Consider the following 23,774-nt stretch of genomic DNA (forward strand, 5'->3'; position numbering starts at 1 on the left):
GCATCACCCCTCGTTGCCCTCACTCGCTGCCGTCACGTCGATCTTCTTCTTCTCCTTCGTCGCATAGGTCTCGACCTTGGTGATCATTTTTTCAAAGAGACCGGCCGAGTAGCCGAAGACCAGGGCGATGATCATCAACGCGGCGGAGGGGCACCCCTGCGATCCGCTTAGGATCTCCGTAAACAGAGGCCCGAAGATATCCACCTCGATCAGCACGATCACCAGATAGAGCCCGGCCCACCCCGTCAGCACCCCGATCATCGGCGTCAGGAAGAGCGTGGACCATGAGAAGCCGTAATCATTCGGGATATCGGGTTTCTGGATAACGCTTCTGAGCTTGCTGAGCAGACCGCCTATTCCCCCTGCCACGAGCAGCAGTGCATTTTGCTCGACCCAGAGCAGCATCGCGATGAACAGGAGGGTAATATAGGTCAGCCACATCGTCTTGTTCTGCCAGTCGGCGAGCATTTCGAAATAGTCGTCGCGGTAGCTGTAATAGACGCGCCGTCCCTCCACCAGGAGCTGCTTCCGGCTCTTCTCCGTCGCCTCCTCTTTTTTGAGGTTCAGTTCGATGCGTTTGGCCAGGTTCTTCGCCTCCGCCGAATCCAGTTCGGCAAGGCGCAGGCGAGTGACCTCCAGCTCTTCGTTGATGTCACCAATCTCGTCGATGATGATGTTTTTTGCATTATGCAGCATGCGCCAGCCCGAGATGATCCGGCCCGAACTGATAAAGCATTTATCCAGGGCGTTCACCCCCACGACCTTCTGTTCGATCATCTCAAGGATGCGCTTCTGCTCCGCGACCAATTTGCTCTGCGCGGGGGTGTCGGGGTAAGCGAGGGCCTGGGCCCGGAGCGACTGCAGTTCGGACTCGAGGCGCATCATCGACGGCGAGATGATCGCCCGGTACCTGAACACAAGCATGCCGATAAAGAAGAGCAGCAAACCTACTCCGACAATCATATTGTCCAGATCGGACGTTCCCATCGTTTGAAGGGTACAGTACAGACTCGTATTGATGTCCTGGGTGGCATTCACATCGGTAGGCAATGGCATCGTGTTTCCTCCTGTCGGTTTGTCCGCGCCGAGCAGCGTGCCGGATACGCCGGGGAGCTTCGACACTCCGCCGCCGCTTACAGCGCAATAATGTATTGTATCCATTGTTTAATGTGTTTTATGATGAAGCGGTGGTTTGGCGGAGGGGAAGAAAGAGAGGCGGCAGTCCGGGAAGTCCCGTCTGCCCTGTGAACGTTAGTCGCTCTCGACGTGGATGCGGTCTCTGTCGCGATCCTGATCCGGCTCGTCGATCTGATCTTTCAGGCGATCACGTATCTGGTCCTGGTCGGGTTCGTCGATCTGATCCTTCAGGCGGTCACGCGTCTGGTCCTTGTCCTGGTCCGGCACATCGACCCGGTCGTGCAGTCTGTCCTGCAGGCGGTCCTGATCCGGCTCATCGATCTGATCTTTCAGGCGATCGCGCGTCTGGTCCTTGTCCTGGTCCTTCGTCGCGTCGAGAAGCTGGTCTTTCGTCCGGTCCCGCGTCTGCAGATAGGTCTGGTTCTGGATCATCATACCGCTCTGCTTCATCTGCATCTGCTGCGTCTGCATCTGCGACTGGGACTTCTGCATCGTCCCGCCGCCCGGGCCCTGCGCCAACAGTGCCGTCGCCGCCAGCAGCGATAGTGCTGCCGCTAATGTCATTACCCTTTTCATGACGTGCTCCTTTTACAGGTGGGATACTCAAATGGTACGCCCGCACTATGAGCGAAGTATGAGTATCGTACGATTATACCTCGTACGGCGTCGGGAGCGGCGGATTTGTGTCGAAGGCCCGGGCCAGCGCCTCGGTCACCTTCGTTTTAAGTTTCCCGGCTGCGACGGGGTGGAGGAACCGCGCCCCCTCCTCGCTCATCTGCTGCCGCAGCCCCGGGTCGTAGATGTAGGCGCGCTCCTTGCCGATCTTCGCGCTCTGATCGAAAATGGACTTGGCGTAAGCGAGGATATTGGGGTGGTGGCGGTCGAAGCGGTTGCCCCAGGCAAAAAAGACGAACTTGCCGCTGAGACGGATGTTCCTGACGTCGTGGTAGTTGAGCTCGCGGCTGAAACGGGTCAGCTGGAACGAGGGGAGCTTTTCGATGTCCTCGTTGAAGGTCTCCAGCACCGAGGTCGGTTCGATGTCGGGGCGGTTGTAGTTGAAGAGGTACTTCACCTCGATCAGTTTCCCCTCGAAACCGTGGATGCGCGACTGGAAGATGTCCATCAGCTTGTTGAACTGCAGCGGCGTATAGCTGCCGTCAAAGGCGTACCCCTGCTCCGCCAACGGCGAATCGACGTTGTACCCCTCCGGCGCCATGGCGGGATTGTAGAGGAAGATCGTCCCCGCGACGGTTTTGTTCTTTTTCTTGAGCAGGCGCGGCAGGTCCTCCGCGGTGATCGCCTCGTCCGGGGCATTAAAGTAGAGGTAGTGTTCGACGAGGTACTCCAGGTCGTACTCGGTTGCGAATTTTCCGAAAGCTTGCATGGTATTGGGCCTTTAGAGCATTTAGCGGATTTTACAGTAATTCGCCGCGAATGGAAAACCCCCGTTTTGCCCAGCCCGCCCCGGCGTTGGAGCGTAAAGTGCAATACACCCCAAAACGCGCAGGCGATCGGCGTGGCCGAACTCCATCCTAACACCAAAGGAAACCAATGAAAGCATTGACACAAAACATGATGACGAGCGGGGCACGCTTTGTCGAGTTGCTCGACAAGAGCGGTCTCAAGCCCAAAGCGGCGTTCTGGATCTACAACCCGGAACAAGATGCATGGCAGCTGCTGGTCGGGCACGTCGACACCATCGATGACGCCGCATTCGATGCGGCGGTCGCGGAGCTCATGGCCCTGCACGATACGGAACTTCCCGAACTTGCCCTCACCGACATCGGCCTCGCCTTCGACGACGCGCCGATCCTCGAACTGCTCAACTCCGTCGTCAATACCGGCGACGAGATCCTGGGCATCAACTTCTCCCGCGAAGAGATCAACGGCGTCGTCATCGACGGCGTCTTCCTCTACCGCATGAACATCACCGAACCGGTTTTCTAACCGTTCCCGCGCCGGCGGAGGCTAGCGCATCACCACCGGATCGGGGGAGGCGTGGTGCATGAGCATCCGCCATCCCCCCTCTTCCTGCTTATAGACGTTCGTCGTCAGCGCCACCCCGGCCAGCTGGCTGCCGACGAAGATGCGTTCGCGCAGCGTATGGACGCTGAGCTGCGCGTCCCCCGTACGCTGGACCTCTTCAAGTTCAAAACGCATGATGGGCTGCCCCGAGAGCATCTCGCGCCAGCTCCGGTTGACCGCGGCGCTCCCCTGGATGCGCTCCCCGCCGGGGTGAATGCAGACGACGGCATCGTCATCGGCCCATACGCCCAGCATCGCGTCCAGGTCCCCGTACTCCAACGCCCGGTAGAAGCCCGCCTCAGCGTCCTGGGCGGTCGCATAGGAGGCCGCGGGTGCCGGTTCGGCAGCCGCCGCATCCTCGGGAAGCGCCTCCTCGTCGTCCAGCGCCCTGTCCTCGAAACGCTCGACCTGATAGATATAGATCCGGGGATGATGGTCGAGCGCGAAGCCTCTGATGCCCGCCTTGACGCCCAGCTGACCGAAGAAGTGGTCAAAGCTCGGGAACTCCTCCCACACCTGGGGCAGGAAGGTCGCGCTGCGGTCTTCCTGCTGCAAGATCACCCCGTCTATTCCGGGTCGTATTTTCGTTTTAAGATCCTCCGCGTCGCTGTACTCCAGCTCTTCGGGAAGGCCCAGCAGCGAGATCTCGATGCTGCAATAGGGGTACTCGCTCTCGCTCAGCGGGAAAAAACGTTTGTCACTGAAGGCCGCGGCCTTGGCATTGTAAATGACGTCGTCGAAGAGGGTGGCGTGGGGCAGAAGCGAGCCGATACAGCCGCGCAGCGAATCGCCGTCGATGTTGATCGTCACGAACGTCGCGCGCTGCTCGGAGAGCTGCGGAAACTGCTCCATCAGTATCTCTTTTGAAAAACTGAACGGTTTTCCGAATCTCTCCTCGATCGCCGCGCGGGCGAGTTTGAGTAGTATGTCTTGCAAGGTCATGATATCTTTTCCTTTAGGCGATTATTTCTCCCTTACAATTTCTGTTCCTCCCGGAGCAAACGGAGGGTTTCGAAAAACGGCAGAGGTCAGCATGAACGGGCATTGCATTACAATGGGTGAGTAGGTCTGCGACACGCACCGGAGGCCGCACCATCTTTACATATGACAGGAGGACAGATGCGCGTAAAAATCACCGGCATCACCAATCTCGAGGATGCGCTCGCCGCCGTGGACGAAGGCGCCGACGCCATCGACTTTATCTTTTTCCAGGGCTCCCGGCGCTTCATCACTCCCGAGGCGGCCTTCAAGATCGTCGAACAGCTGCCCCCCTTCGTCGAGAAGGTCGGCATCTTCGTCGACAGCGATGCCAAGTTCATCAACAAGGCGATCGCGCTGAGCGGCATTACCCTCGCCCAGATCCACTTCGAGGCGACGGACGCCCTGTACGGCTCCCTTGTCGCGCCGCACCTGCGCGTCGTGCGCGCGCAGCGCGAGACCGATATCGACTACCTCGCCGACCGCTACCGCATCGTCGACGTTTTCGGCGCGAACACGCTCAAAGCGGACGGCAGCCTGGATCTCAGTTGGTTTGATGGAAAAGAGTGCTCGAAGATCATCCTCTCGGGCAATCTGACGCCCGAAAACGTCGAGCAGGCCCTCCCCTACGGTTTTTACGGCGTCGACGTCAGCACCGCGGTCGAGAGCGAACCGGGCAAAAAGGACCGCGAAAAGATGCGGGCCTTTATCCGCGCCGCCAAGCAGTGCTAAGCGGGCGCGTTTACGCCTGCAGCAGCCACTCTTTGCGCGCGGGGGCGAGCTCCTCGAGCGTGTGCCAGACGGTGGGGTAGTCGCCGATCTGCGCGATCATCCCGTTGAAGATGTGGTAGGCCATGCCGTCTCCGGCTTCATTTTGCGCCTCGCTCCTTGCCTTCTGCAGTACTTCCTGGGGATCGAACGTTCTGACAAAGCGCGTCTCTACCGGCATCCCCGTATGGTTCGCGACGGTGGCGATGATGACGTTGTACTTGTCCATTTTCAGCAATGCATTCAGGGATTCGTACATTTTTGGGTCAGTAATGTCGTAGTGTGTCGTAAAGATGTAGTTGTCGTCTTTGTTCAGACGGAACTGGACAATACAGACCCCGATGGTCTTGCCGTCATAGGGCATCAGCAGAAATGTCGGTTTGAAGTCGCACTCCAGCTCGGGGGCGTCTAGCAGCGCCTCCGCCCCGTCGCTGAGACGCAGCAGGATCATGGGCTCGTCGTTTTCGATTCCCAGAGGGAGGGCATCGCCCGGGTCCATGGCGAGGATGGCTTGTTGTACTTCTGCTGGCAGTTCATGGTTGAAAATCATAGGTCGGTTCCTTTGTGGTTTTCCCCGGACCTACATTTTTTGTTCTTCCACGCACAAAACGGCGCCGAATGTCGCGCCCGTTTCCTGCATTTCGACACGGATGAAAGCACGCAAAAGGAGTCCATGTGCCAAGAGGGACGATCATAACGCTGCAGGAAGTGCAGAACGTTTTTTTCGAAAGAGACATCCATGAGTTCGACACGGAGAAGATCGCCGAACTCTACTACCTCATCGACGATCACGGCTACGTCTGCCTGCGCGACCCGGAGCGTGTGTGGGCGCCCAACATGGATGAGGACGACGAACGGATGGCCTGCAACGAGATCGCCGACATCCTGGAGCTGGACCACTCCATCATCGAGGAGTACTACATGGTCATCGTGGCCGCCGTCCAGGCCGCCTGCGAGCGGTTCACCGACATGACGATGAGGGAGAAGGTCCCCTTTTACATCGTGGCGCTGCACGCGCTGCTGCCGGAAGCGTAATACCCTCCCCGGCAGTCGGGGAGGCGGGGGGCTTGGTCAGAGGGGTGTAGAGGTTGCGGGCTTCGGCGCGCTTGTCAGTGCTGCAGGTTCTGCCAGGAGACGGGGTTGTGGAAATCCAGCCCGCTGCGTTGCCACTGGGCGCGTTCGCTGTTTCTGGAGTGGAGGAGCCCCTCGATGAGTTTGTATTTCAGACCGGTGACGGTGCTGGTCAGTTCTTTGCCTTCACTCAATGCCTTGAGTGTCTCTTCTTTCGTGTCCATCAGGGTCCTTTAGTCGCTCTATAAAAGAGCAGTGCTCTCTTAATCAAACGCCTGGAACGGCGGAAAGCTCCGCCGCTCGGAATTACAGGGCGGTAACGTTCTCCGCCTGCGGGCCTTTCTGCCCCTGGCCGATCTCAAAGGTCACTTCCTGACCCTCGTTGAGCTCGACACGGCCGTAGCCGCTTCTGTTGACCTGGCGGAAGTGTACAAATACGTCGTCGCCGCCTTCATTCGGGGCGATAAACCCAAAGCCTTTTTCGCTGTTGAACCATTTAACGGTTCCGTGTTTAAGATCTGCCATTGCAAAACCTTCTTGTTGGAGTGTTGTCAAAATATAATGCGGAGTAAAACGAGGAATAGAAAATACTGAGGAACGCTTCAATAATCACAAACCAAGATGAAACTCTAGATCATCTTTCAATGCCTTAATTATACCTGAAACATTCAAAAGTAGCAAGCGAATGCCAAAGGAATTTCCGCGGGTATGGCGGCGGTCTCATTGGGTTGCAAGGCGCCCGGCCGTGCGATGAGATTCATTTTTGCACATTAAAAGAGCTTATGCAACAAAAACAGAAGAACACCAATGCAACAAGGAGCAAAAGTAATGGCATTCGAACTGATGAAACTGCCTTTTGAAGAGGCGGCACTGGAACCGATGATCTCCGCGGAGACGATTCAGTACCACTACGGCAAGCACCACCAGGGCTACGTGAACAATCTCAACAAGCTGATCGAAGGCGGCAAATACGCGGACGCGTCGCTGCTCGACATTATCCGCAAATCCAAGGGCCCCACGTTCAACAATGCCGCGCAGGTCTTCAACCACGACTTCTACTGGTACGGCCTGAGCACGGAGAAGACTTCTCCTTCCACGGTGCTCATGGACAAGATCGAGCACGACCATGGCTCCATGGAGGATTTCAAAGACGCCTTCCTCAACGCCGCCGCAAGCCTCTTCGGCTCCGGCTGGGTCTGGCTCGTCAACCAAAACGGCAGCCTCGCCATCAAGAAGTACAGCAATGCCGAAACACCGATCAAAGACGGCCTGCGCCCCCTGCTCGTCTGCGACGTCTGGGAACACGCCTACTACATCGACCAGCGCAACAACCGCGCGGCCTACCTGGAAAACTGGTGGAAGCTCATCAACTGGAAGTTCGTCTCCGACAACTGGGCAGCCAAAGAAGACGACCCGATTATCGGGTACAACTAAGCAGCCTTCATTTTTTCCGGGCCTCTGCAGTGTGCAGAGGTCAAATAGTCCACACCCCTCCCCTCTGACTCCGTACCGATTACACTATTCCGTTTCCTGACCTTCAAGCCACGTTTCGACCTCGTCGACAAAGAACCCCTCAGCGCCGTCGAGCACATGGTTCGCGCCGTCGATGCCGTACTGTTTATAGTTCGGTCCGACAAGTTTTCTTCGCGTCGCGGCGAACCCTTCGTCCTCCCCGTTCGCCCTGCCCCAGACGTCCAGCACGCTCACGTTGATCTTCGGCATGTTGTCGTTGCAGGAGATCACTTTGCTGCCGTTGCCCCGGCACCCCACGGCGATGTAGCCGTCAACGGATGTATCGGGGTGCGAAACAAGGTAGCTCGAGGTCATCCCCGCCCCCAGCGAGTGCCCCATGAGGTAGATCGTCTTCACCCCATGCTCTTTCAAATAGACGATGGCCTGGTCGATCATGGCGTTTACACGCGGCTGCTCCGCCTCGTACCCTTCGTAGTCCTCGTGGTTCGTCGGCATCTGCAAGGAGAGGGTATGGAAATCCAGGTCTTCGTTCAGCGCCTTTCGCAACGGCCCGACGACTTTGAAATCGGGATGCATCCCCTTGCCGTGCGCGAGAATAATGCCTTTGTCGCTACTGCCTTCGAGGTAGAGTGCTTTTTCGGGCAGGGTGACGGCCAGTAGTGAAATGGGAACAAGTGCGGTCAGCAGCAGTCGATGCATGAATGTATCCTTTTTTCAGACAAGGATAAACCATGAGTATAAATTCTGCGTAAAAATCGTCAATATACGCTTTACGAAATCCATAGAGCTTCGACACGTCGAAGCGCATCAATCAAATCAGGAATTGGCCTGTTCCATTCTTTTCTTTTTCATAAGAAAAGAACCAAAAGAAAATCGTCGTTGCGCGAATCGCTCGCTGCTCCCGGCTTTGGGCCTCCACAGCGGCTTTCAAGGCACGCTTAACGACACTTAGCCTATCGATTTATGCGCTTCGGAAACCGACGCTAATGTGAAAAAAAGAGCTTCGACATGTCGAAGCGCATTCAATCAAATTAGAGTTGGCCTTGAGCGCTCCTTGAAAGCCACCCTGAAGGCATAAAGCCGAGAAAGGGTGAGCGATTCGCGAAAGGCCGCTTTTTGTGCTACTTTTTCTAAAAAAGTGGCAAAGAGAAGACATGTCTTCTTTCCTTTCTTTTTACAAAGAAACGAAACCAAAGAAAATCGTCGTCGCGCGAATCGCTCGCTGCTCCCGGCTTTTGGCCTCCGCAGCGGCTTTCAAGGCACGCGCGCCGACCAACTGCCGATTGATTTGATGCGCTTCGATCATCGAAGCTAATTGAGAAAAGAGCTTCGACAAGTCGTTTTCCCCAGCGGTAGCAACCTGTTATAATACGCGAAATTCTTCACCCGTCCAAAGAGTCCCATGATACAGTTTTCAAACCTCTCCAAAAGCTTCGGCAGCCAGGAGCTTTTCAGTAACCTCAATTTCCAGCTCAACCCGGGCAACAAGGTCGGGCTCGTCGGCCGCAACGGCAGCGGCAAGTCCACGCTCTTCAAGATCATCCTCGGCGAGGAGAGCCCTGACACCGGCGAAGTCATCACCCCCAAGGGCTACCGCATCGGCGCGCTCAAGCAGTACCTCCACTTCACCGAACCGACCCTTCGCGAAGAGGCGGCGCTGGCCCTCAGCGAGGAGATGCAGTACGACTTCTACCGGGTCGAGAAGATCCTCTTCGGCCTCGGTTTCGACCAGGAGGACCTCGACAAGGCCCCCGGCTCCTTCTCCGGCGGCTACCAGATCCGCATCAACCTCGCCAAGCTGCTGGTGACCGAACCGAACCTGCTGCTGCTCGACGAACCGACCAACTACCTCGACATCCTTTCCCTGCGCTGGCTCAAGGCTTTCTTGCGCAACTTCAAGGGCGAGGTGATCCTCATCACCCACGACCGCGACTTCATGGACTCCATCGTCACCCACACCATGGGCCTCGTGCGCCGCAGCCTCTTTGTCATCCCCGGCGACACGCACAAGTTCTACGACCAGCTCAAGGCCAACGACGAGCTCTACGAGAAGCAGAAGGCCGCCGACGACAAGAAGCGCAAGGAGCTCGAGGACTTCATCGCCCGCAACAAGGCGCGCGCCTCCACCGCGGCGCTGGCCCAGTCCAAGGTCAAACAGCTTGAGAAGATGGGGGAGATGGACGACCTCGGCTTCGACGCGACGCTGACGTTCGACTTCAACTTCAAGGAGACCCCGGCCAAGGTGCTCCTCGACGTCAAGGACCTCAGCTTCGGCTATACGCCGGAGCACCTCCTTTTCAAGGACGTCTCCTTCACACTGGAGAGGGGGCAGTGCCTCGCCATCATCGGGAAGAACGGCTCGGGTAAATCGACCCTCCTCAACAACATCGCCGGCGAACTCACCCCTCTCAGCGGCGAAGTGGCGTTTCACCCATCAACCTCGTTCGGCCACTTCGGGCAGACGAACATCTCGCGCCTCAACCCGGACCAGACCATCATGGAGGAGATCTACGAGGCCAACCCGAAACTCTCCGCCGCCGTCGTGCGCGGCATCTGCGGCGGCATGATGTTCAGCGGCGACCTCGCCGAGAAGAAGGTCTCCCTGCTCTCGGGCGGTGAGAAGAGCCGCGTCATGCTCGGCCAGATCCTCGCGCGCCCGGCGAACCTGCTCTTCCTCGACGAACCGACCCACCACCTCGACATCGACTCCATCGAGGCGCTGATGGTCGCCATCGAGAATTTCCAGGGCTCCTGCATCATCGTCACCCACTCCGAGGAGATGCTCCGCCGCGTCGCCGACCGGCTCATCATCTTCTCCAAAAACGGGGCCGAGTACTTCGACGGCGGCTATGACGACTTTTTGGCGAAGATCGGCTGGGGCGAGGAGGACCAGGTAGAAAAGGTCAAAACCGCCCCCAAGAACAACTACAAGGCGAACAAAAAAGAGATCAACGCGCTCACCCGCGAACGCTCCAAGGCGACCGCGCCGCTGCGCAAAGCGGTGGAGAAGCTGGAGAAAGCGATCATGGAGGGTGAAGCGCGCATCAAAACGCTCCACGCGGAGCTTGTAAGCGCTTCGAACAGCGGGGACAACTCCAGGGTGATGGAACTCCACCAGACCGTCGCCAAAGAGGAAAAAGCGGTCGAGGCTGATTTCGAACGCCTCGCAGAAGCGCAGGAAGAACTCGACGAGCTCATGGAAAGCTACGAGAAGCGCTTCGCGGAGCTGGAGGGGTGATATTCCTCGACTTCGAGACGAACTCGCACAACGTCCACGACGTCGTCGAAGTCGCCGCGCTGCGCGTCTCTAAAACTGCGGCGGGCTACATTGTTACCGAAACCTTCCACCGCTACTACCTTTCACGCTACCCGGTCAATCCGCACTCCCTCGCCGTCCATAAGCTCTCCCCCTCGCGCCTGATCGCGCTTCGGGGAGAAGCATCGTACCCGGAGCATTTCGACGAGGATCGGGAGTTCGCCGATTTCTGCAATGGCGCGACGACGCTGGTCGCACACAACATCGCTTTCGAACTGCGCCATCTCGGCGACCTTGTCGCTTTTGAGAAGCACTTCTGCACCATGCAGGCAAACAAGCGCATCGTCAACGCCAAAAACGTCAGGGGCGGGCTGAAAAACCCGAAGCTCGCAGAGACCTGCGCCTTTTACGGCATCGACTTCGACGAGGAGCAGTACCACAGCGCCATCTACGACGTCACGAAGACGCTGGAAATTTTGAACCGCATGGACGGTGCGCCGCGGTGAGCGCAATGCTCGTAGGAAGGTAAGTCGACGATAGTGGGAAACGATAGAGCTTCGACACGTCGAAGCGCATTAAATCAATAGGCAGAGTGTCGTTAAGCGTGCCTTGAAAGCCGCTGCGGAGGCCCAAAGCCGGGAGCAGCGTGCGATTCGCGCAACGACGATTTTCTTTTGTTTCTTTTCTTTGTAAAAAGAAAAGATAGAGAAGTATGTTTATGCCACTTTTTTAGAAAAAGTAGCACAAAAAGCGGCCTTTCGCGAATCGCTCGCCCTTCCCGGCTTTATGCCTCCAGGGCGGCTTTCAAGGAGCGCTCAAGGCCAATTTTCAATTCAATTGAATGCGCTTCGGGAACCGAAGCTTGTGTGAGAGTGGAATTTTGGGACGCAGCTATTTTTGCTGGCGTGCCGCCCTTCTCGCTGCTTTTTCCGCCGCTTTTGCAGCACGGAACTCTTCCATATCCATCGCTTTTATCTTGTCGATAATCTCGACAAGCTCCTCCTCCGAAAATACGCCCGGTTTTTTGAAAACGACTGTTTTCTCCTTCATAATCACCGTTGTCGGCGTGCTTGAGATAAAGAAATGATCCGAAATACTCGTTTCCACCTGGGAATTGAGCTTAGTGAAGGTGATCTCGGGGTATTTTTCAGACGTCTTTTTAAAGATAGGGGCAAACTGTGCGCACGGTGCACAGAATTGTTGCCAGCAATCTATGATCACAATCTCACTGCCGTCAACGGTAATATCATAATTCTCTTTTGTCAGTTCGAGCATCTATTTTTTCTCCTGCTTTTGCTTTTACTTACTTCACCGTCTCCAGACCCTTGTCGATCCAACCCCAGTTGATCCCGCCGTCGAGTTCGTAGACATTTTTGTAGCCCAGTTTCGAACCCATGATCTCGCACGCCTGCTTTGTCCTGCTGGCATGCGCGCAGACCATGATAAAAGGCTGCTCTTTGTCAGTGACGACCTTCGAAAATGACTCCAGGAAGGTGTCGATGTCGAAGCCCCCCATCGCGTCGAAAAAGGTGATCTTATGGCTTCCTTCGATGATGCCGTCGTACTCCCACTCGTCAGCTCTTCTAATGTCGATGACGGTGAAGCCTTCCTCCAGCTTCTGCTGGAACTCCTTCGTCGAAAGCGACTTGAACGGTCCGAAATTTAACATTGATTTCCCTCTTTACTGCGCAGACACGCGTGTCCGCCTGGTATTTCGTTGTCTATATACAAAAATCATGCCTGAACAGATAAATGTAACCTGCTTGAACCCAATATGAGTAGCCCCGTGAAACAGACAAGGACAACACATGGCACTATTGGCGCTGACAGATGAGAACTTTCAGCAGGTCATCGCGGACAATGAGGTCGTCATTATCGACTTCTGGGCTACATGGTGTGGCCCCTGCAAACAGTACGGTCCCATCTTTGAAAAGGTGGCGGAGGAGACGAGCGGCGTCACATTCGCCAAAATCAACACGGACGACCAGCAGCAGCTGGCCGCGCAGCAGTAGTAGCGAGGCGCAGCAAGCGGCAGGTTTTGTAAGCGTATTCGAGCGAAGCTCTGTGCTGCTTATTTTCGGTTATTCCCACTGCCGCATTATCATTTCTATCTACACTTATTGGGATCTATCGCAGCTGGCGGAAGGCGACATCAAACCGTTTAGGCTGACACCTCCCGACCGCTAATTTACGATCTCTTTGGCAATCGAATTCATGATTGCAACAGACTGGAATAAAATAGATTTAATTTTTTGTCAAAACAGAGCCATCTATGCCTGGTATACACCATGTCGCCCCTGTAGAATCCTGCATACAGGAAGCTGACCCATGAATACTTGTCGATTCGGCATACTGTATTTCGGTCGTCGTCGGATAGCGGGTCACGCCGTTCTCTACGACGCAGTAATCACCCATCATCCCCTGGATCATGAAACTTCCATCGGGCAGAACCCATGTCCATTCGATCATATCCAGTCTGGTCGGACAGACATATGTTTCTACCGTACTGCCATCAAACTTGATAGCGTCATATGGGTTGTTATAGTCGCTATTCAGAATCCAGATATTATCCTGAGCATCGATGTCCATCCAGAATGGATAGAAACCGGGAGCATTCGGGAAATAGCTTGCGTAGTCGAGCACGGCACCCGTGGGAATCTCGCAGTAACCGCTGCCGTCGGCGTTGTACATCAGCACTTCAAAGCTGCTGCACGTCGGACAGTTGTAGCCGTCCATTTGACAGGTCATCGGCACACAGACTCCGCCGTCAACCTTTTCACCTTCAGCGCAGAGAATATCCTCACAGCTCCCGCTTCCATCAGGGTTATACACAAGCAGCTGTGTATCGGTACATACTGGACAGTTGTAACCGTCCGCTTGGCAGGTCATCGGGACACACTGCCCGTCCACGAGTTTTTCCGAATCGGCACAGACGATGTCTTCACAATAGCCACTGCCGTCGGGATAATAGCGCAACACCTGGTTGACGGTACAGCTCGGACAGTTATAGGCATCCGCTTCACAGGTCAGCGGAACACAGGTATTGTTTACCAGTTTTTCACTCTCTGTACAGACAGCAACGGCAACACAGGTGCCATTGTCATCCATGTAATACCCCGAGGTACAATACGTCATCTCGCTCACGAGAACATCGGCCGCCCATACGCGTTCCAAGTATAATTCGCCATCTGTATTAAAGAACCGTTGCGTTCCGTCAAGCTTGCCATAACTGTAAGGCGTTTCGTTCAAGATGATGCCCGTTGACGAGTACGTTTTGCTAAGCCCATGCTTCTGGCCGTCCGTGTACGGCGTCTCGGAAGCGAGCTGCGTCGTATAGTCGAAATAGACCTTCTCCACCCCATTCAGCTTGCCGGCAACATAGGGGCGCAAACCCCTTACCGTCGTGCCGTCTTCGCAGTATTCAGTCTCTATCCCCTCCTGCTGCCCTGCGACCCATGGCGTTTCGATATGCAGCATACGATTGTCATAGTAGCGCTTTTCCATCCCCTGAAGCAGACCGTTGTCATAGGGCCGTTCCAGTGAAAGGTTCCCGTCTGCCAGGTACCATTTTTCGACACCGTGACGCGTACCATCCGTATACGGCATCTCGTACTCCAGGATTTCCCCCGGATGGTAGGTCTTCAGCACACCGTCATTGCGTCCCGAAGCGTTATAGGGGTACTCAAAACGCAGTTCACCCGCCGTATAGAGATAACGTACATATGAGCCGTCTTCATGATAGACGATTTTCTCGGCCAAAAGACCGTTTTGATCATAGACCATGTACAGGCTGAGCTCACCTGCACTGTTGTAGATTTTTTGCTCCATGACGTGATTGTCGGCTGTATCATAAAGGGTCCACGTCGCCGGTTTGTAATCACTGTCAAAGCGCGGCGCCACCGTTTCGGACTGATAAATGGTCTCACTGTAGGTCGTCGCACCGTAGTAGGTCTGCGCCTGCATAATACCGTTTGAATAGGTAACAGCCCTGGTACCGCCATAATCTACCGTCCCATCCACAATGCCGTTAACGAACGGGATGGAAGCAGCCCGCCAATACTGAGTTCCCCAAGACGTGTAGCCGCAGATGCGCTGCACCGGTTCCATGAGTGTGCGCAGATCTTCGTTGACATACTCCAGACTGAATTGGCCCTCTTTGACTGTCACCGTTCCGTTCCACAACCCGTTTTGCAGCGTTCCATCCAGCAACAATGCGCCATTGCGCAGAAGCTGTACCGTCCCGTGCAGTGTACCGTTTTGGTAGTTGGCTGTGAACTCGTAGACATCCCCATTCGTATCCGTGCGTTTCGTATAGTAAACGCCGTTGCGTACACCGGCGGCATACTCCTCGATGTTCGTCGTATTGTTGTCATAGAGATCGAGCGTGTATTGACGCCCGTCCAGCTGACCGTTAAGCGTATTGTACTCTTCGGTCACGACACCGTTGATGGCAACAGTGCGCTGCACCAGGTTTCCGTTGTCCCATACGGCATCGGTAACTCTATCCGCATACACAAGATTATATTGTGAGCTTTCCGGAGCAAACACACTATCGACGCTGTGCCATGCACCGTGTTGCAGACCATTCAGATGATAGCCCCACTCGCTCTCTGTGAACCAGGGACCGTGTTCAACACCATTGGCATATGAGTACAGTGCACGGACGTTCTCCAAGGCATCAAAATAGATTTGCGCCCCGTCAGGCTCGCCGTTACTGAAACTCTCGACATGACTGATCCTGAAATCGTTTCCAAAATGCAGCGTCAGCCCGTTTGGAACATCGTTAATGTGTTGCTGCGATGTGATGAGTTTGTCATATTGATAGGAACATCTGTAAGCCCCGACATAAAAAGTATCCACATTATCTGCGTATGCCGGTGAGTCAACCAGTTCCGCTCTGTATTTAGGACAAAGCGTTGTATACGAAGCTGCGTTGAGAGAGATTTCGCCCTGATACTCCGCCGGAAGCGTCGCCATGGAAGGCAGTTCCCCCGCCGTCGGCAGCACGACATCCTTGACCGAGACCAGGATTTCCGTCTCGCCAGTCGCATTCTTGTCGTCCGTCACCACCAGTCTAACCGTATGATCCCCCGGGGCGAAGATGTAGTCGTAGCTCTTCGCCGTACTCTCGTTGATCAGGGTTCCGTTGTCATACCAACTGTATTTGACGATCTTGCCGTCGCTGTCAACGCTGTTCCATCCGGGCAGCGTCACCGTCTCGCCCGCCATGACCAGCTGGTTGGCACCGGCAATGGCGACCGGCGCGATGTTGGCCGGTACTGCCGTCTTGATATCGGTCACACTCACGTTTGCAGTCGCGTACTGACGACCGAAACTCTGACTCAGCTTCTGGCTGCCGCCGATAAAGTAGACCGTATAGTCACCCGGCTGGGTGAACTGGAGTTTCGCGATTTCCCGATTGTTGACATCGGGATAGGTGATATACACCCCCTCTTCGGGTAAGACTTTCCAGTCGACATACTTTTGTTCAAACGGGTTATTGATCCCGTCTTCGACAAGCCCGACCACTGTCACCTCGCCGTAATCAGAAGGCGTAGTGGCTTTCACGCCAAGCTTTGGTAACGAAAAAATGCCGTCATGGTACATCGACCAATTCTTCGTCCAGCCCATATGTAAGTATTCCATGGAATCCAAGCCCAATTCCGCTTTTAACGTGACATCCACCCCAAGCGTTGCGCCCAAATCCGTCAGGCGATAATCGGCAGATGCATTTTGGATGCTGCCCTCGGTAGCGATGGCCGCCTGGGCCCAAAGCGGCACGGCCACGCTGCCTTTAATGATTTTCCATGTCTTCGATTGTACACTCGGTATGATTTTGAAGGTGACATCCGCCTTGCCTTCAACGCTGATCGATGCCGTATAGGTGGGAGTGGGCTCCTCCTTGCTACCGATGGCTTCCCAGCTGTCATTCTCATAACGGAAACCCGATTTGATCGGGATGACATTGTTCATTTTGGTGGACGCCTTGATGGCCCCGGCAGCGTTTGCTGTCAGCTCCGCATCCAACCTGAGCGTAATCTCTTCTAGCACCGGTACGCCCGCCACTAAAAACACCCGAGTAAAGTTACGTTGCCACAGGGGGGCAACGCCGTCGTCAGTGGTACGGACACCTATGGTTTTTGCCGCTTCGAAGTTCAGCAGTACTTCGGTATCAAAGTGCACGTCACCTTCCAAATACATTTCGGCTTTATCGATCGAGAAGGTGCCTGTTTTTACAACCTGCGATGTCAGATGAGGGGCGAACTCCACTTTCATCCCTGCAGAGAGCACCCCATCTGGCGTCGAGAGGCTGGCATTGATTGTTCCAAAGCTGATCTCTTGACTCTTGGGTACGACATGGATCTCCAGTTCGACCGTTTCCGTTGCCGTTGCACAGGGGTCTGCAGCATTGTCACAGATCACTTCGTCCGCACGCAGTTCAAACGTGACCATATAAGGATCCTCGCTCACCATCTGGCTGGTAGCCAGCATCTTGAGCTCGGCGCTGATAAACGTGGGGTCTGTACCGTTTCTGGTCAGTGTCATTCCCAGGGTTGCAGGGTCAACGACCGTACCGCCATGTGTAACCTTCTCAATGCGGATACCGTTGAATTCATACTCCGGATCGGTTCGATTCGCAATAATCGTAGCAGTAAGGGTCTCTCCCTCGTTAACCGCAATCTGGTTTGTCGGCATCGTGACATTAAAGGCGCCAAATGAAGCGCTATACGCCACGGATCGTGCCGTAGCGGAAGCAGGCGTCGCATGAGACGTTACCGTTTGAGTCGCCTTGAAGCGCCCCGATGCCCAGGTCGTTTCCCGTGTATTTGAGGCGCCTTTGAATGCCGTAGTACGCTGCAATGTGCTGCTCATGACTGCCGGGACCTCAGCAGCGTCAAACAAGACGGTGTTTGAAATGAACTGCGTCTGTACAAAGATATCATCGACGCTGGCCTCGATCGTCTGCAACTCAATGGTCGTACCAGTTTTGCCGAGCCCCACAACCTTGCGGTAAAAGATATGCTCCAAATCTCCGACGATGACATCTCCATAGGCTGGATAAAGTGTCGTGTTCGTCTCGGTGAATGTGATGTTCGTATCGTTGACGACTACATTCACACCGTGAAGATCTGCGACCGGGATGATCTTGTAAGCTGATGAGACTGTCGTGCCAAATTCGAGGGTCGTGATCTGTTCCTCTTTGGAAATCACCGAGTTGCCGGCTTTGTCGATGGCTTTGATTTTGACATGGTAAAGCGTGTTGGGGAGCAGCCCATCTATATCGGCCTCCGCGACACCCGTGACTGTCTTTTTAAGCGAGGCTGTCGTAGGGGTAAAGCCTTCGGCGGTGTCCATGTGGACTTCATAGACAATCTCGTCGGCAGCCGTGCCGTCGTCGGTAGCCGGAAGCCAAAACAGCGTCACGCCGACCTGTGACGGCGAGTTCAACGAGACCAGAACCGGTGTTGACGGCGCCAGAGCATCCGCTGATGCTCCCGAGTTACTTCCGCCTCCTCCGCAGGCAGAAAACAGTAGTGCATAGATGACAAGTATTACACTTGTTAATGCATATTTCATTTTAATCCTTTCCAGTTGACGATAAAAGATAATTTTTTATCACACCGTTACTTCAATACAAGCCATAACAGTATTTTTTTTTGTTATAGGGACATAAAATATAAGAATATGTAACATTTGGTAATACTGACAAAGATTAGAAAATCTGTTCCTGCACGCATCTGAAGGCCTCTGTACACCGTCTTGCAGAGAGAATAGCGTTGTCGGGCTCAAGGGAGAAGTTGCTTTTTATTGGAAACCTTATTCTGCTTGACGCGTCACTCCGTATTGACCCCTTCACGCTTCAACGGGCTTCCAAGGCTTTTGCAGGTTCGATGAGATTCGTTCAAGCGAGGATGGCACCAAGGGGTCCGGCACACTTTAAAAGCGCACTAATGCCTATGCTCTATGCAAAAACGGTTCCGTACTATTACGGAAAACATCCACAGGGGCATGTGAACATACAAGACGAGTGGATCACGGTTCCAGATATGGAGAAGGTACGCAAAAAGCTTGCGGAGCGGGAAGCGGCAGCCCAGCAATAAACTTCGCGGCGCCCACTAAACAAATTAGCTTCGATACATCGAAGCGCATTCAATCAAATCAGGAATTGGCCTTGAGCGCTCTTTGTAAGCCATCCCGGAGGCATAAAGCCGGGAGGGATGAGCGATTCGCGAAAGGCCGCTTTTTGTGCTACTTTTTCTAAAAAAGTGGCAAAGAGATAGGCCCCTCATTCTTTTCTTTTTCATAAGAAAAGAACCAAAAGAAAATCGTCGTTGCGCGAATCGCACGCTGCTCCCGGCTTTGTGCCTCCGCAGCGGCTTTCAAGGCACGCTTAACGACAGGTCGCCTATTGATTTATGCGCTTCGATGGATCGAAGCTAGTAAAAGAAAGAGAGCTTCGACACGTCGAAGCGCATTCAATCAATTGAAGGTTGGCCTTGAGCGCTCTTTGTAAGCCATCCCGGAGGCATAAAGCCGGGAGGGATGAGCGATTCGCGAAAGGCCGCTTTTTGCGCTACTTTTTCTAAAAAAGTGGCATAAACATTCTTCTCTATCTTTTCTTTTTACAAAGAAAAGAACCAAAAGAAAATCGTCGTTGCGCGAATCGCTCGCTGCTCCCGGCTTTGGGCCTCCGCAGCGGCTTTCAAGGCACGCTTAACGACAGGTCGCCTATTGATTTATGCGCTTCGGGAACCGAAGCTAATCTGAGAGTATAAAGAGCCTGGTCGCAACAGAAGGTACGCATCAAATGAGCATACCCACTACTCCTCTTCATCAACCTCGTAATCGACAACATGCATCTCTTCTGTGTTGTCTTTTATGAAGTTAAGCACTTCCAGGCTCTCCGGTTCGACCTTGTACCACATCAGGTGCTCCTTCGTCTTAAAGGTCGCGTAGAGGCACAGGTCATACGAGTGCGCCCCGTGGTTAAAGTCCAGCCCCACCTGCATCGTCTGCAGCCACTCCACCTTTTCGGGCAGCCCTTCAAGCATCTCTTTGGCTTTGACCATGTTGGCCATCTTGCTCAGTTCGTGTTTGAACTTATACATTTCAACGTGTACTATCATCATTCACCTCGCTTAGAAAAAATCTGCTATCAACACAATGAACAGTCTGCATCATCCATTAGCTGCCGGCCGAGTTGCAAAATTTATACATGCAGGGGGTATTTCACCACAAAAACTCCCCTAAAATCACCCCTTGAATCTAATTTGCATAGCAGCGTAAAACAACCAAGGAGAAAGAATGGCACTAATGGCACTAACAGAGGAGAACTTTGAGAAGACAATCGCGGACAATGAAATCGTTATCATCGATTTCTGGGCAACATGGTGCGGCCCCTGCAAGCAGTACGGACCCATATTTGAACGCATCGCGGAGAACGTGACCGACATCACCTTCGCCAAGATCAACACGGACGAGCAGCAGCAACTCGCCGCGCAGTTCCAGATCCGCTCTATCCCGACAACGGTGGTCATGAAAGACGAAATTGTCGTGTTCCAGCAGGAGGGGGTTCTCTTCCACGAGAAGCTGCTGGATATCGCGGAGAAGGCGCAGGCGCTCGACATGGACATGGTCCGTGAAACAATTGCAAAGCAGGAAGCGGCCGCGCAGCAATAAGCCTCAAGGCTCCCATATCACATATCAGCTTCGACTCGTCGAAGCGCATAAATCAATAGGCGACCTGTCGTTAAGCGTGCCTTGAAAGCCGCCCTGAAGGCATAAAGCCGAGAAAGGGCGAGCGATTCGCGCAACGACGATTTTCTTTTGTTTCTTTTCTTTGTAAAAAGAAAAGATAGAGAAGAATGTTTATGCCACTTTTTTAGAAAAAGTAGCGCAAAAAGCGGCCTTTCGCGAATCGCTCACCCCTCCCGGCTTTATGCCTCCGGGATGGCTTTCAAAGAGCGCTCAAGGCCAATTGCCAATTTATTGAATGCGCTTCGGGGACCGAAGCTAATTTAGGGGGATGAAATCCCTTTGCATCTTTTAATATGCTAGACTTCCGCCATGTCAACACAACTCGAAAGCAAGACCGAACTCGCCACCAGCGAACCGAAAATGTTCGCCGTTTTCATGCTCAATGACGACTATACGACCTGGGAGTTCTGCATCAAGATCATCAACGCCGTGTTCCACAAAACCATCGCGGAAGCGGACGCCATCACCCACGACATCCACACCAAGGGCAAGGGCCTGTGCGGCATCTACACATACGAAATCGCAGAGACAAAGGCGTTTATGGTTCGGGAGCAGGCCCGCAAAGAGGGATTTCCCATGCGCTGTTCGGTTGAAGAACAATAAGGGCTTTTATTTAATCTATGTTCTGAGCAAAGCTAAACTTGTTAGCGAATTGAGAAATGTTATGTCAATCTAATTGGAGCATTTTTTCCAAACTTAAAATAGAGAGTTTTCTCTACCAGATTATGATATTTATTTTCCACTATATACTAGATCTGCTATTTCGAAAAATGCTCCGTTGATTCTCACCTACCCAATAACCTTCATAAAATCATTCAATGTCAACACTCCCTTTCTCCCTAATAAAGTTGTCATAGTGTAATATTGAATTTCAACAATAATAGTTTTCAAGGTTAATGATTGTTTTATTCACCTCTTAGATATCCTGGTGGGAAAGGAAAGCTTTCCAATTGGGTAGCTAATTTCATGCGTCATAATAATATCAGTGGAGGTGTATATATAGAACCTTACGCTGGAGGGGCAGCAGTAGCACTATATTTATTATTACAAGAGTATGTTGATCATATCGTCATCAATGATGCAGATCCAGTGATTTATAGTTTTTGGTGGTCAGTCATCAATGAAACAGATGCTTTAACTACTTTAATTAGGGATACACCAGTGACCATAAAAGAACGGGAAAAGCAACTCAAAATCATAAATAATACAGACGAACATTCACTTCTTGAAGTTGGTTTCGCAACATTTTTTCTCAATAGAACAAACCGTTCAGGTATTTTAAAAGCAGGTGTAATTGGTGGTAATCAACAAGATGGAAAATACAAAATCGATGCACGATACAATAAAGAGAATTTAATTGCTCGCATTCAATTAATTGCAAAATACAAAAACAGAATTACATTATTCAATCTTGATGCAATTGAACTACTTAAAGAACCACCAATTAGAGGTTTTAAAAATTCTCTAATTTATTTAGATCCTCCATATTTTAAAAAAGGATCACAACTTTATAGAAACTTTTATAATCCAAGTGACCATGCAGCCATTAGAGATTCAATTAAAAAGTTAACCTCACCTTGGATCATAACCTATGATAATTGCGATGAGATCAATCAATTATATTCAGATTTTCCGCAAGAAACTTTTTCTATAACCTACTCTACACATATGTCAAGAAACAAAGGCTCTGAAGTTCTTATTTATAATCCCAATTTACAACTTCAAAATATCCCTTTAAAACAAACGGCTTGAATTCAACCTTCTAAACATACTTTTAAAAACGGGTAAAGTTCATCCCATAAAGTATTAATAGATTGTTTGGAAGGATGAAAGTTTTTTGAGTGCAAATATTTTTGCAGAGATGTAAATGATAAAAATTGGTCGTCATTTGCCAAGTGTGTAATTCTCTTTTCCAATTCAGCATCAATCTTATTACGTTGGTGCATGTGTTCCGCAGCTTTAGTACATTTCACAGCTAAACCACCACCACCTGAAGAATTCTTGCTACGGTATTCTTCTACAGCCATTTCGGTGAAAGCACGGATTAAAAATGTGGCGGCTATTGGAGTCCCTTTGCTGCCATCAAGTTGAATTTTCTTCAATTCTACATATATATTATTTAGCTTGTCAGAATGTCCATCAAAATTAAATCGGTGTCTGACAGCATTTACAACTGTTTTTCTATCCCATGTAGGTTTAGTTGGTGAGCTTGATTTTGACAAGATTTTCGCACTAGAAGGAGTGCTGTCGTCATCTAGTTTTTCCTGAGGAAATGTCGTTTGGGTCAATTTATTTTCGTTTTCGCTAGATAGAGAAGCCTTATCATCTTTTGCTCTGAAAGAACGTGGTAGAGTTGATGGAAGCAAATTATATAACTCAAAAAGCTTCTTTAAATATGTTTCTTGCTGAGATGGATCAAACACGTCTTTGGTTTTAATCTCTTGATCTCGTATTTCCGACAATATGGTATCTAGCATCTTCACACGACCATCTGATTTATTAGTCCAAGCGATTTTTCCATCATCAAAGGTAATACCAATTTTCATTAGTCTATCTTTATTTATTAACCTAGTTAAAACAGTTATTGGATACTCGTCATTAAAAATAAAACCATGATTTTTTTGGGCAAAAACAACAAGTTGTGCGGCCAGTAGATTGTCATCAGAGATTTTCCGGTCTATTGCAAACATTGCCTGAGCCATTGCAGTCCAACTTTTTTGACCAATACCTTCATTTTCACCAGTATGAGTTAATTTCATGTGATCATAAATGGCATCTAAATCATTAGATTTAAACACAGATACAGTCTCAAATATATCGCCATTATCTGAAGTTTTTTTCGCCAATACATCTATTTTTGCAGCCAATGAATGTTGTTTTGCCAATGAAGGATTGGATAATAACTTCAAAGCAGTAGTACGACGGTTTCCATCCATCACAGTTAACCGATTTTCATCATCCTGATAAACAACAATTGGTGAAATACCAAGTCCATTTATTGCAATATCCTCAACCAGATTTATAAAATTTTTGCTATTCAATATTGCTTCAATACATTCACTCTGATCGTTTTTATGTCCAATTCTTGGGTTTGCCAAATCAAGTTTTAAATCACTAAGGTCTTCTAAACTTGACTTAAAAGATTCGTATCTCATCGCATTATTCCCTTCTGAATAAATATTGATTTGTGAATTTTAGTTTTAATGTGTATTTGTATTCTTATTATAATGTTTGAAGATTAAATTTGAATCCAGACACAAAAAAACAAAGCCAAACTATTAATAAGATTGAAAAAATGAGAATGAGG

24 protein-coding genes are annotated in these 23,774 nt (G+C 51.9%); 10 read left to right on the forward strand and 14 right to left on the reverse strand.

All coding sequences use genetic code 11. The annotated features are described in order from the left end of the window. Positions 1–3: 3 nt before the first annotated feature. From LOH54_RS07670 to LOH54_RS07680, 3 genes are all read right to left on the reverse strand, one after another. Positions 4–1,122 carry a hypothetical protein gene (locus LOH54_RS07670; protein ID WP_231018279.1) on the reverse strand — a complete coding sequence of 373 codons (1,119 nt, stop codon included), beginning with the start codon at positions 1,120–1,122 and terminating at the stop codon, positions 4–6. Positions 1,123–1,251: 129 nt separating this feature from the next. Beyond that, entirely contained in the window at positions 1,252–1,713 is a 462-nt protein-coding gene (locus LOH54_RS07675; protein ID WP_231018280.1) for a hypothetical protein, read from the reverse strand. A gap of 73 nt (positions 1,714–1,786) precedes the next feature. Continuing rightward, positions 1,787–2,521, reverse strand: coding sequence for a hypothetical protein (locus LOH54_RS07680; protein ID WP_231018282.1), 735 nt, complete (start codon positions 2,519–2,521; stop codon positions 1,787–1,789). A 167-nt stretch (positions 2,522–2,688) separates the two neighbouring features. Between LOH54_RS07680 and LOH54_RS07685 the strand changes: the two genes are divergently transcribed. Continuing rightward, a complete protein-coding gene (locus LOH54_RS07685; RefSeq protein ID WP_231018284.1) occupies positions 2,689–3,084 on the forward strand; it encodes a hypothetical protein in 396 nt (131 codons plus the stop codon). 21 nt (positions 3,085–3,105) lie between these two features. Here the strand turns inward: LOH54_RS07685 and amrA are convergent, their stop codons facing one another. Continuing rightward, on the reverse strand, positions 3,106–4,104 hold the full coding sequence (amrA, locus tag LOH54_RS07690) for an AmmeMemoRadiSam system protein A (RefSeq protein ID WP_231018285.1): 999 nt from the start codon (positions 4,102–4,104) through the stop codon (positions 3,106–3,108). A gap of 177 nt (positions 4,105–4,281) precedes the next feature. Here amrA and LOH54_RS07695 point away from each other — a divergent pair, with 177 nt between their 5' ends. After that, entirely contained in the window at positions 4,282–4,872 is a 591-nt protein-coding gene (locus LOH54_RS07695) for a phosphoribosylanthranilate isomerase (protein ID WP_231018287.1), read from the forward strand. A gap of 10 nt (positions 4,873–4,882) precedes the next feature. On the opposite strand, the gene LOH54_RS07700 is transcribed toward LOH54_RS07695, so the two are convergent. Beyond that, positions 4,883–5,458 carry a hypothetical protein gene (locus LOH54_RS07700; protein ID WP_231018289.1) on the reverse strand — a complete coding sequence of 192 codons (576 nt, stop codon included), beginning with the start codon at positions 5,456–5,458 and terminating at the stop codon, positions 4,883–4,885. A gap of 125 nt (positions 5,459–5,583) precedes the next feature. Between LOH54_RS07700 and LOH54_RS07705 the strand changes: the two genes are divergently transcribed. Next, entirely contained in the window at positions 5,584–5,943 is a 360-nt protein-coding gene (locus LOH54_RS07705; protein ID WP_231018290.1) for a hypothetical protein, read from the forward strand. Positions 5,944–6,017: 74 nt separating this feature from the next. Here LOH54_RS07705 and LOH54_RS07710 read toward each other — a convergent pair whose 3' ends face one another. After that, complete coding sequence (locus LOH54_RS07710) at positions 6,018–6,203, reverse strand: hypothetical protein (protein WP_231018292.1); 186 nt, start codon at positions 6,201–6,203, stop codon at positions 6,018–6,020. Positions 6,204–6,285: 82 nt separating this feature from the next. After that, positions 6,286–6,504 (reverse strand): cold-shock protein, encoded by a 219-nt coding sequence (locus LOH54_RS07715; protein ID WP_231018294.1) that lies wholly within the window; start codon positions 6,502–6,504, stop codon positions 6,286–6,288. Between the two features lie 303 nt (positions 6,505–6,807). On the opposite strand from LOH54_RS07715, the gene LOH54_RS07720 reads away from it, so the two are divergent. Further along, positions 6,808–7,413: a superoxide dismutase gene (locus tag LOH54_RS07720; protein ID WP_231018295.1), complete on the forward strand. Its 606-nt coding sequence runs from the start codon at positions 6,808–6,810 to the stop codon at positions 7,411–7,413. Positions 7,414–7,497: 84 nt separating this feature from the next. Here LOH54_RS07720 and LOH54_RS07725 read toward each other — a convergent pair whose 3' ends face one another. Continuing rightward, entirely contained in the window at positions 7,498–8,151 is a 654-nt protein-coding gene (locus tag LOH54_RS07725; RefSeq protein WP_231018297.1) for a DUF3530 family protein, read from the reverse strand. Positions 8,152–8,626: 475 nt separating this feature from the next. After that, complete coding sequence (locus LOH54_RS07730; protein ID WP_231018299.1) at positions 8,627–8,788, reverse strand: hypothetical protein; 162 nt, start codon at positions 8,786–8,788, stop codon at positions 8,627–8,629. A 66-nt stretch (positions 8,789–8,854) separates the two neighbouring features. Here LOH54_RS07730 and LOH54_RS07735 point away from each other — a divergent pair, with 66 nt between their 5' ends. Together LOH54_RS07735 and LOH54_RS07740 are read left to right on the forward strand one after the other, a co-directional pair. Further along, on the forward strand, positions 8,855–10,690 hold the full coding sequence (locus tag LOH54_RS07735) for an ABC-F family ATP-binding cassette domain-containing protein (protein WP_231018301.1): 1,836 nt from the start codon (positions 8,855–8,857) through the stop codon (positions 10,688–10,690). Next, positions 10,687–11,214 carry a 3'-5' exonuclease gene (locus tag LOH54_RS07740; protein ID WP_231018303.1) on the forward strand — a complete coding sequence of 176 codons (528 nt, stop codon included), beginning with the start codon at positions 10,687–10,689 and terminating at the stop codon, positions 11,212–11,214. Before LOH54_RS07735 ends, LOH54_RS07740 begins: the two co-directional genes overlap by 4 nt. A 385-nt stretch (positions 11,215–11,599) precedes the next feature. Here LOH54_RS07740 and LOH54_RS07745 read toward each other — a convergent pair whose 3' ends face one another. Together LOH54_RS07745 and LOH54_RS07750 are read right to left on the reverse strand one after the other, a co-directional pair. Then, positions 11,600–11,983 carry a thioredoxin family protein gene (locus LOH54_RS07745; RefSeq protein ID WP_231018305.1) on the reverse strand — a complete coding sequence of 128 codons (384 nt, stop codon included), beginning with the start codon at positions 11,981–11,983 and terminating at the stop codon, positions 11,600–11,602. A gap of 28 nt (positions 11,984–12,011) precedes the next feature. Continuing rightward, positions 12,012–12,377 carry a rhodanese-like domain-containing protein gene (locus tag LOH54_RS07750; protein ID WP_231018306.1) on the reverse strand — a complete coding sequence of 122 codons (366 nt, stop codon included), beginning with the start codon at positions 12,375–12,377 and terminating at the stop codon, positions 12,012–12,014. A 139-nt stretch (positions 12,378–12,516) separates the two neighbouring features. Between LOH54_RS07750 and LOH54_RS07755 the strand changes: the two genes are divergently transcribed. Beyond that, entirely contained in the window at positions 12,517–12,720 is a 204-nt protein-coding gene (locus tag LOH54_RS07755; protein WP_231018308.1) for a thioredoxin family protein, read from the forward strand. Between the two features lie 232 nt (positions 12,721–12,952). Here LOH54_RS07755 and LOH54_RS07760 read toward each other — a convergent pair whose 3' ends face one another. Together LOH54_RS07760 and LOH54_RS07765 are read right to left on the reverse strand one after the other, a co-directional pair. Further along, positions 12,953–18,286, reverse strand: a complete 5,334-nt coding sequence (locus LOH54_RS07760; protein ID WP_231018310.1) for a PKD domain-containing protein — start codon at positions 18,284–18,286, stop codon at positions 12,953–12,955. Positions 18,287–19,530: 1,244 nt separating this feature from the next. After that, the gene (locus tag LOH54_RS07765; protein ID WP_231018311.1) at positions 19,531–19,836 is read right to left on the reverse strand and encodes a Dabb family protein; all 306 of its coding nucleotides are present in this window, start codon (positions 19,834–19,836) and stop codon (positions 19,531–19,533) included. 178 nt (positions 19,837–20,014) lie between these two features. Here LOH54_RS07765 and trxA point away from each other — a divergent pair, with 178 nt between their 5' ends. The 3 genes from trxA (at position 20,015) to LOH54_RS07780 (ending at position 22,219) form a co-directional block, all read left to right on the forward strand. Further along, on the forward strand, positions 20,015–20,389 hold the full coding sequence (gene trxA, locus LOH54_RS07770; protein WP_231018312.1) for a thioredoxin: 375 nt from the start codon (positions 20,015–20,017) through the stop codon (positions 20,387–20,389). Between the two features lie 387 nt (positions 20,390–20,776). Next, a complete protein-coding gene (locus tag LOH54_RS07775; protein WP_231018314.1) occupies positions 20,777–21,070 on the forward strand; it encodes an ATP-dependent Clp protease adaptor ClpS in 294 nt (97 codons plus the stop codon). A 297-nt stretch (positions 21,071–21,367) separates the two neighbouring features. Continuing rightward, positions 21,368–22,219, forward strand: coding sequence for a DNA adenine methylase (locus LOH54_RS07780; RefSeq protein WP_231018315.1), 852 nt, complete (start codon positions 21,368–21,370; stop codon positions 22,217–22,219). Positions 22,220–22,221: 2 nt separating this feature from the next. Here LOH54_RS07780 and LOH54_RS07785 read toward each other — a convergent pair whose 3' ends face one another. After that, positions 22,222–23,622: a ParB/Srx family N-terminal domain-containing protein gene (locus tag LOH54_RS07785; RefSeq protein WP_231018316.1), complete on the reverse strand. Its 1,401-nt coding sequence runs from the start codon at positions 23,620–23,622 to the stop codon at positions 22,222–22,224. Between the last annotated feature and the right edge of the window lie 152 nt (positions 23,623–23,774).

This window comes from Sulfurimonas sp. HSL-3221, from assembly GCF_021044585.1.
GTDB classification, from domain to species: Bacteria; Campylobacterota; Campylobacteria; order Campylobacterales; family Sulfurimonadaceae; genus Thiomicrolovo; species Thiomicrolovo sulfuroxydans.

Bases quoted from the DNA above. Each gene is read 5' to 3' on its own strand.
- LOH54_RS07675 (WP_231018280.1), bottom strand. From the start codon at position 1,713: ATGAAAAGGGTAATGACATTAGCGGCAGCACTATCGCTGCTGGCGGCG.
- LOH54_RS07680 (WP_231018282.1), bottom strand. From the start codon at position 2,521: ATGCAAGCTTTCGGAAAATTCGCAACCGAGTACGACCTGGAGTACCTC.
- LOH54_RS07685 (WP_231018284.1), top strand. From the start codon at position 2,689: ATGAAAGCATTGACACAAAACATGATGACGAGCGGGGCACGCTTTGTC.
- amrA (WP_231018285.1), bottom strand. From the start codon at position 4,104: ATGACCTTGCAAGACATACTACTCAAACTCGCCCGCGCGGCGATCGAG.
- LOH54_RS07695 (WP_231018287.1), top strand. From the start codon at position 4,282: ATGCGCGTAAAAATCACCGGCATCACCAATCTCGAGGATGCGCTCGCC.
- LOH54_RS07700 (WP_231018289.1), bottom strand. From the start codon at position 5,458: ATGATTTTCAACCATGAACTGCCAGCAGAAGTACAACAAGCCATCCTC.
- LOH54_RS07710 (WP_231018292.1), bottom strand. From the start codon at position 6,203: ATGGACACGAAAGAAGAGACACTCAAGGCATTGAGTGAAGGCAAAGAA.
- LOH54_RS07715 (WP_231018294.1), bottom strand. From the start codon at position 6,504: ATGGCAGATCTTAAACACGGAACCGTTAAATGGTTCAACAGCGAAAAA.
- LOH54_RS07720 (WP_231018295.1), top strand. From the start codon at position 6,808: ATGGCATTCGAACTGATGAAACTGCCTTTTGAAGAGGCGGCACTGGAA.
- LOH54_RS07725 (WP_231018297.1), bottom strand. From the start codon at position 8,151: ATGCATCGACTGCTGCTGACCGCACTTGTTCCCATTTCACTACTGGCC.
- LOH54_RS07735 (WP_231018301.1), top strand. From the start codon at position 8,855: ATGATACAGTTTTCAAACCTCTCCAAAAGCTTCGGCAGCCAGGAGCTT.
- LOH54_RS07745 (WP_231018305.1), bottom strand. From the start codon at position 11,983: ATGCTCGAACTGACAAAAGAGAATTATGATATTACCGTTGACGGCAGT.
- LOH54_RS07750 (WP_231018306.1), bottom strand. From the start codon at position 12,377: ATGTTAAATTTCGGACCGTTCAAGTCGCTTTCGACGAAGGAGTTCCAG.
- LOH54_RS07755 (WP_231018308.1), top strand. From the start codon at position 12,517: ATGGCACTATTGGCGCTGACAGATGAGAACTTTCAGCAGGTCATCGCG.
- LOH54_RS07760 (WP_231018310.1), bottom strand. From the start codon at position 18,286: ATGAAATATGCATTAACAAGTGTAATACTTGTCATCTATGCACTACTG.
- LOH54_RS07765 (WP_231018311.1), bottom strand. From the start codon at position 19,836: ATGATAGTACACGTTGAAATGTATAAGTTCAAACACGAACTGAGCAAG.
- trxA (WP_231018312.1), top strand. From the start codon at position 20,015: ATGGCACTAATGGCACTAACAGAGGAGAACTTTGAGAAGACAATCGCG.
- LOH54_RS07775 (WP_231018314.1), top strand. From the start codon at position 20,777: ATGTCAACACAACTCGAAAGCAAGACCGAACTCGCCACCAGCGAACCG.
- LOH54_RS07785 (WP_231018316.1), bottom strand. From the start codon at position 23,622: ATGAGATACGAATCTTTTAAGTCAAGTTTAGAAGACCTTAGTGATTTA.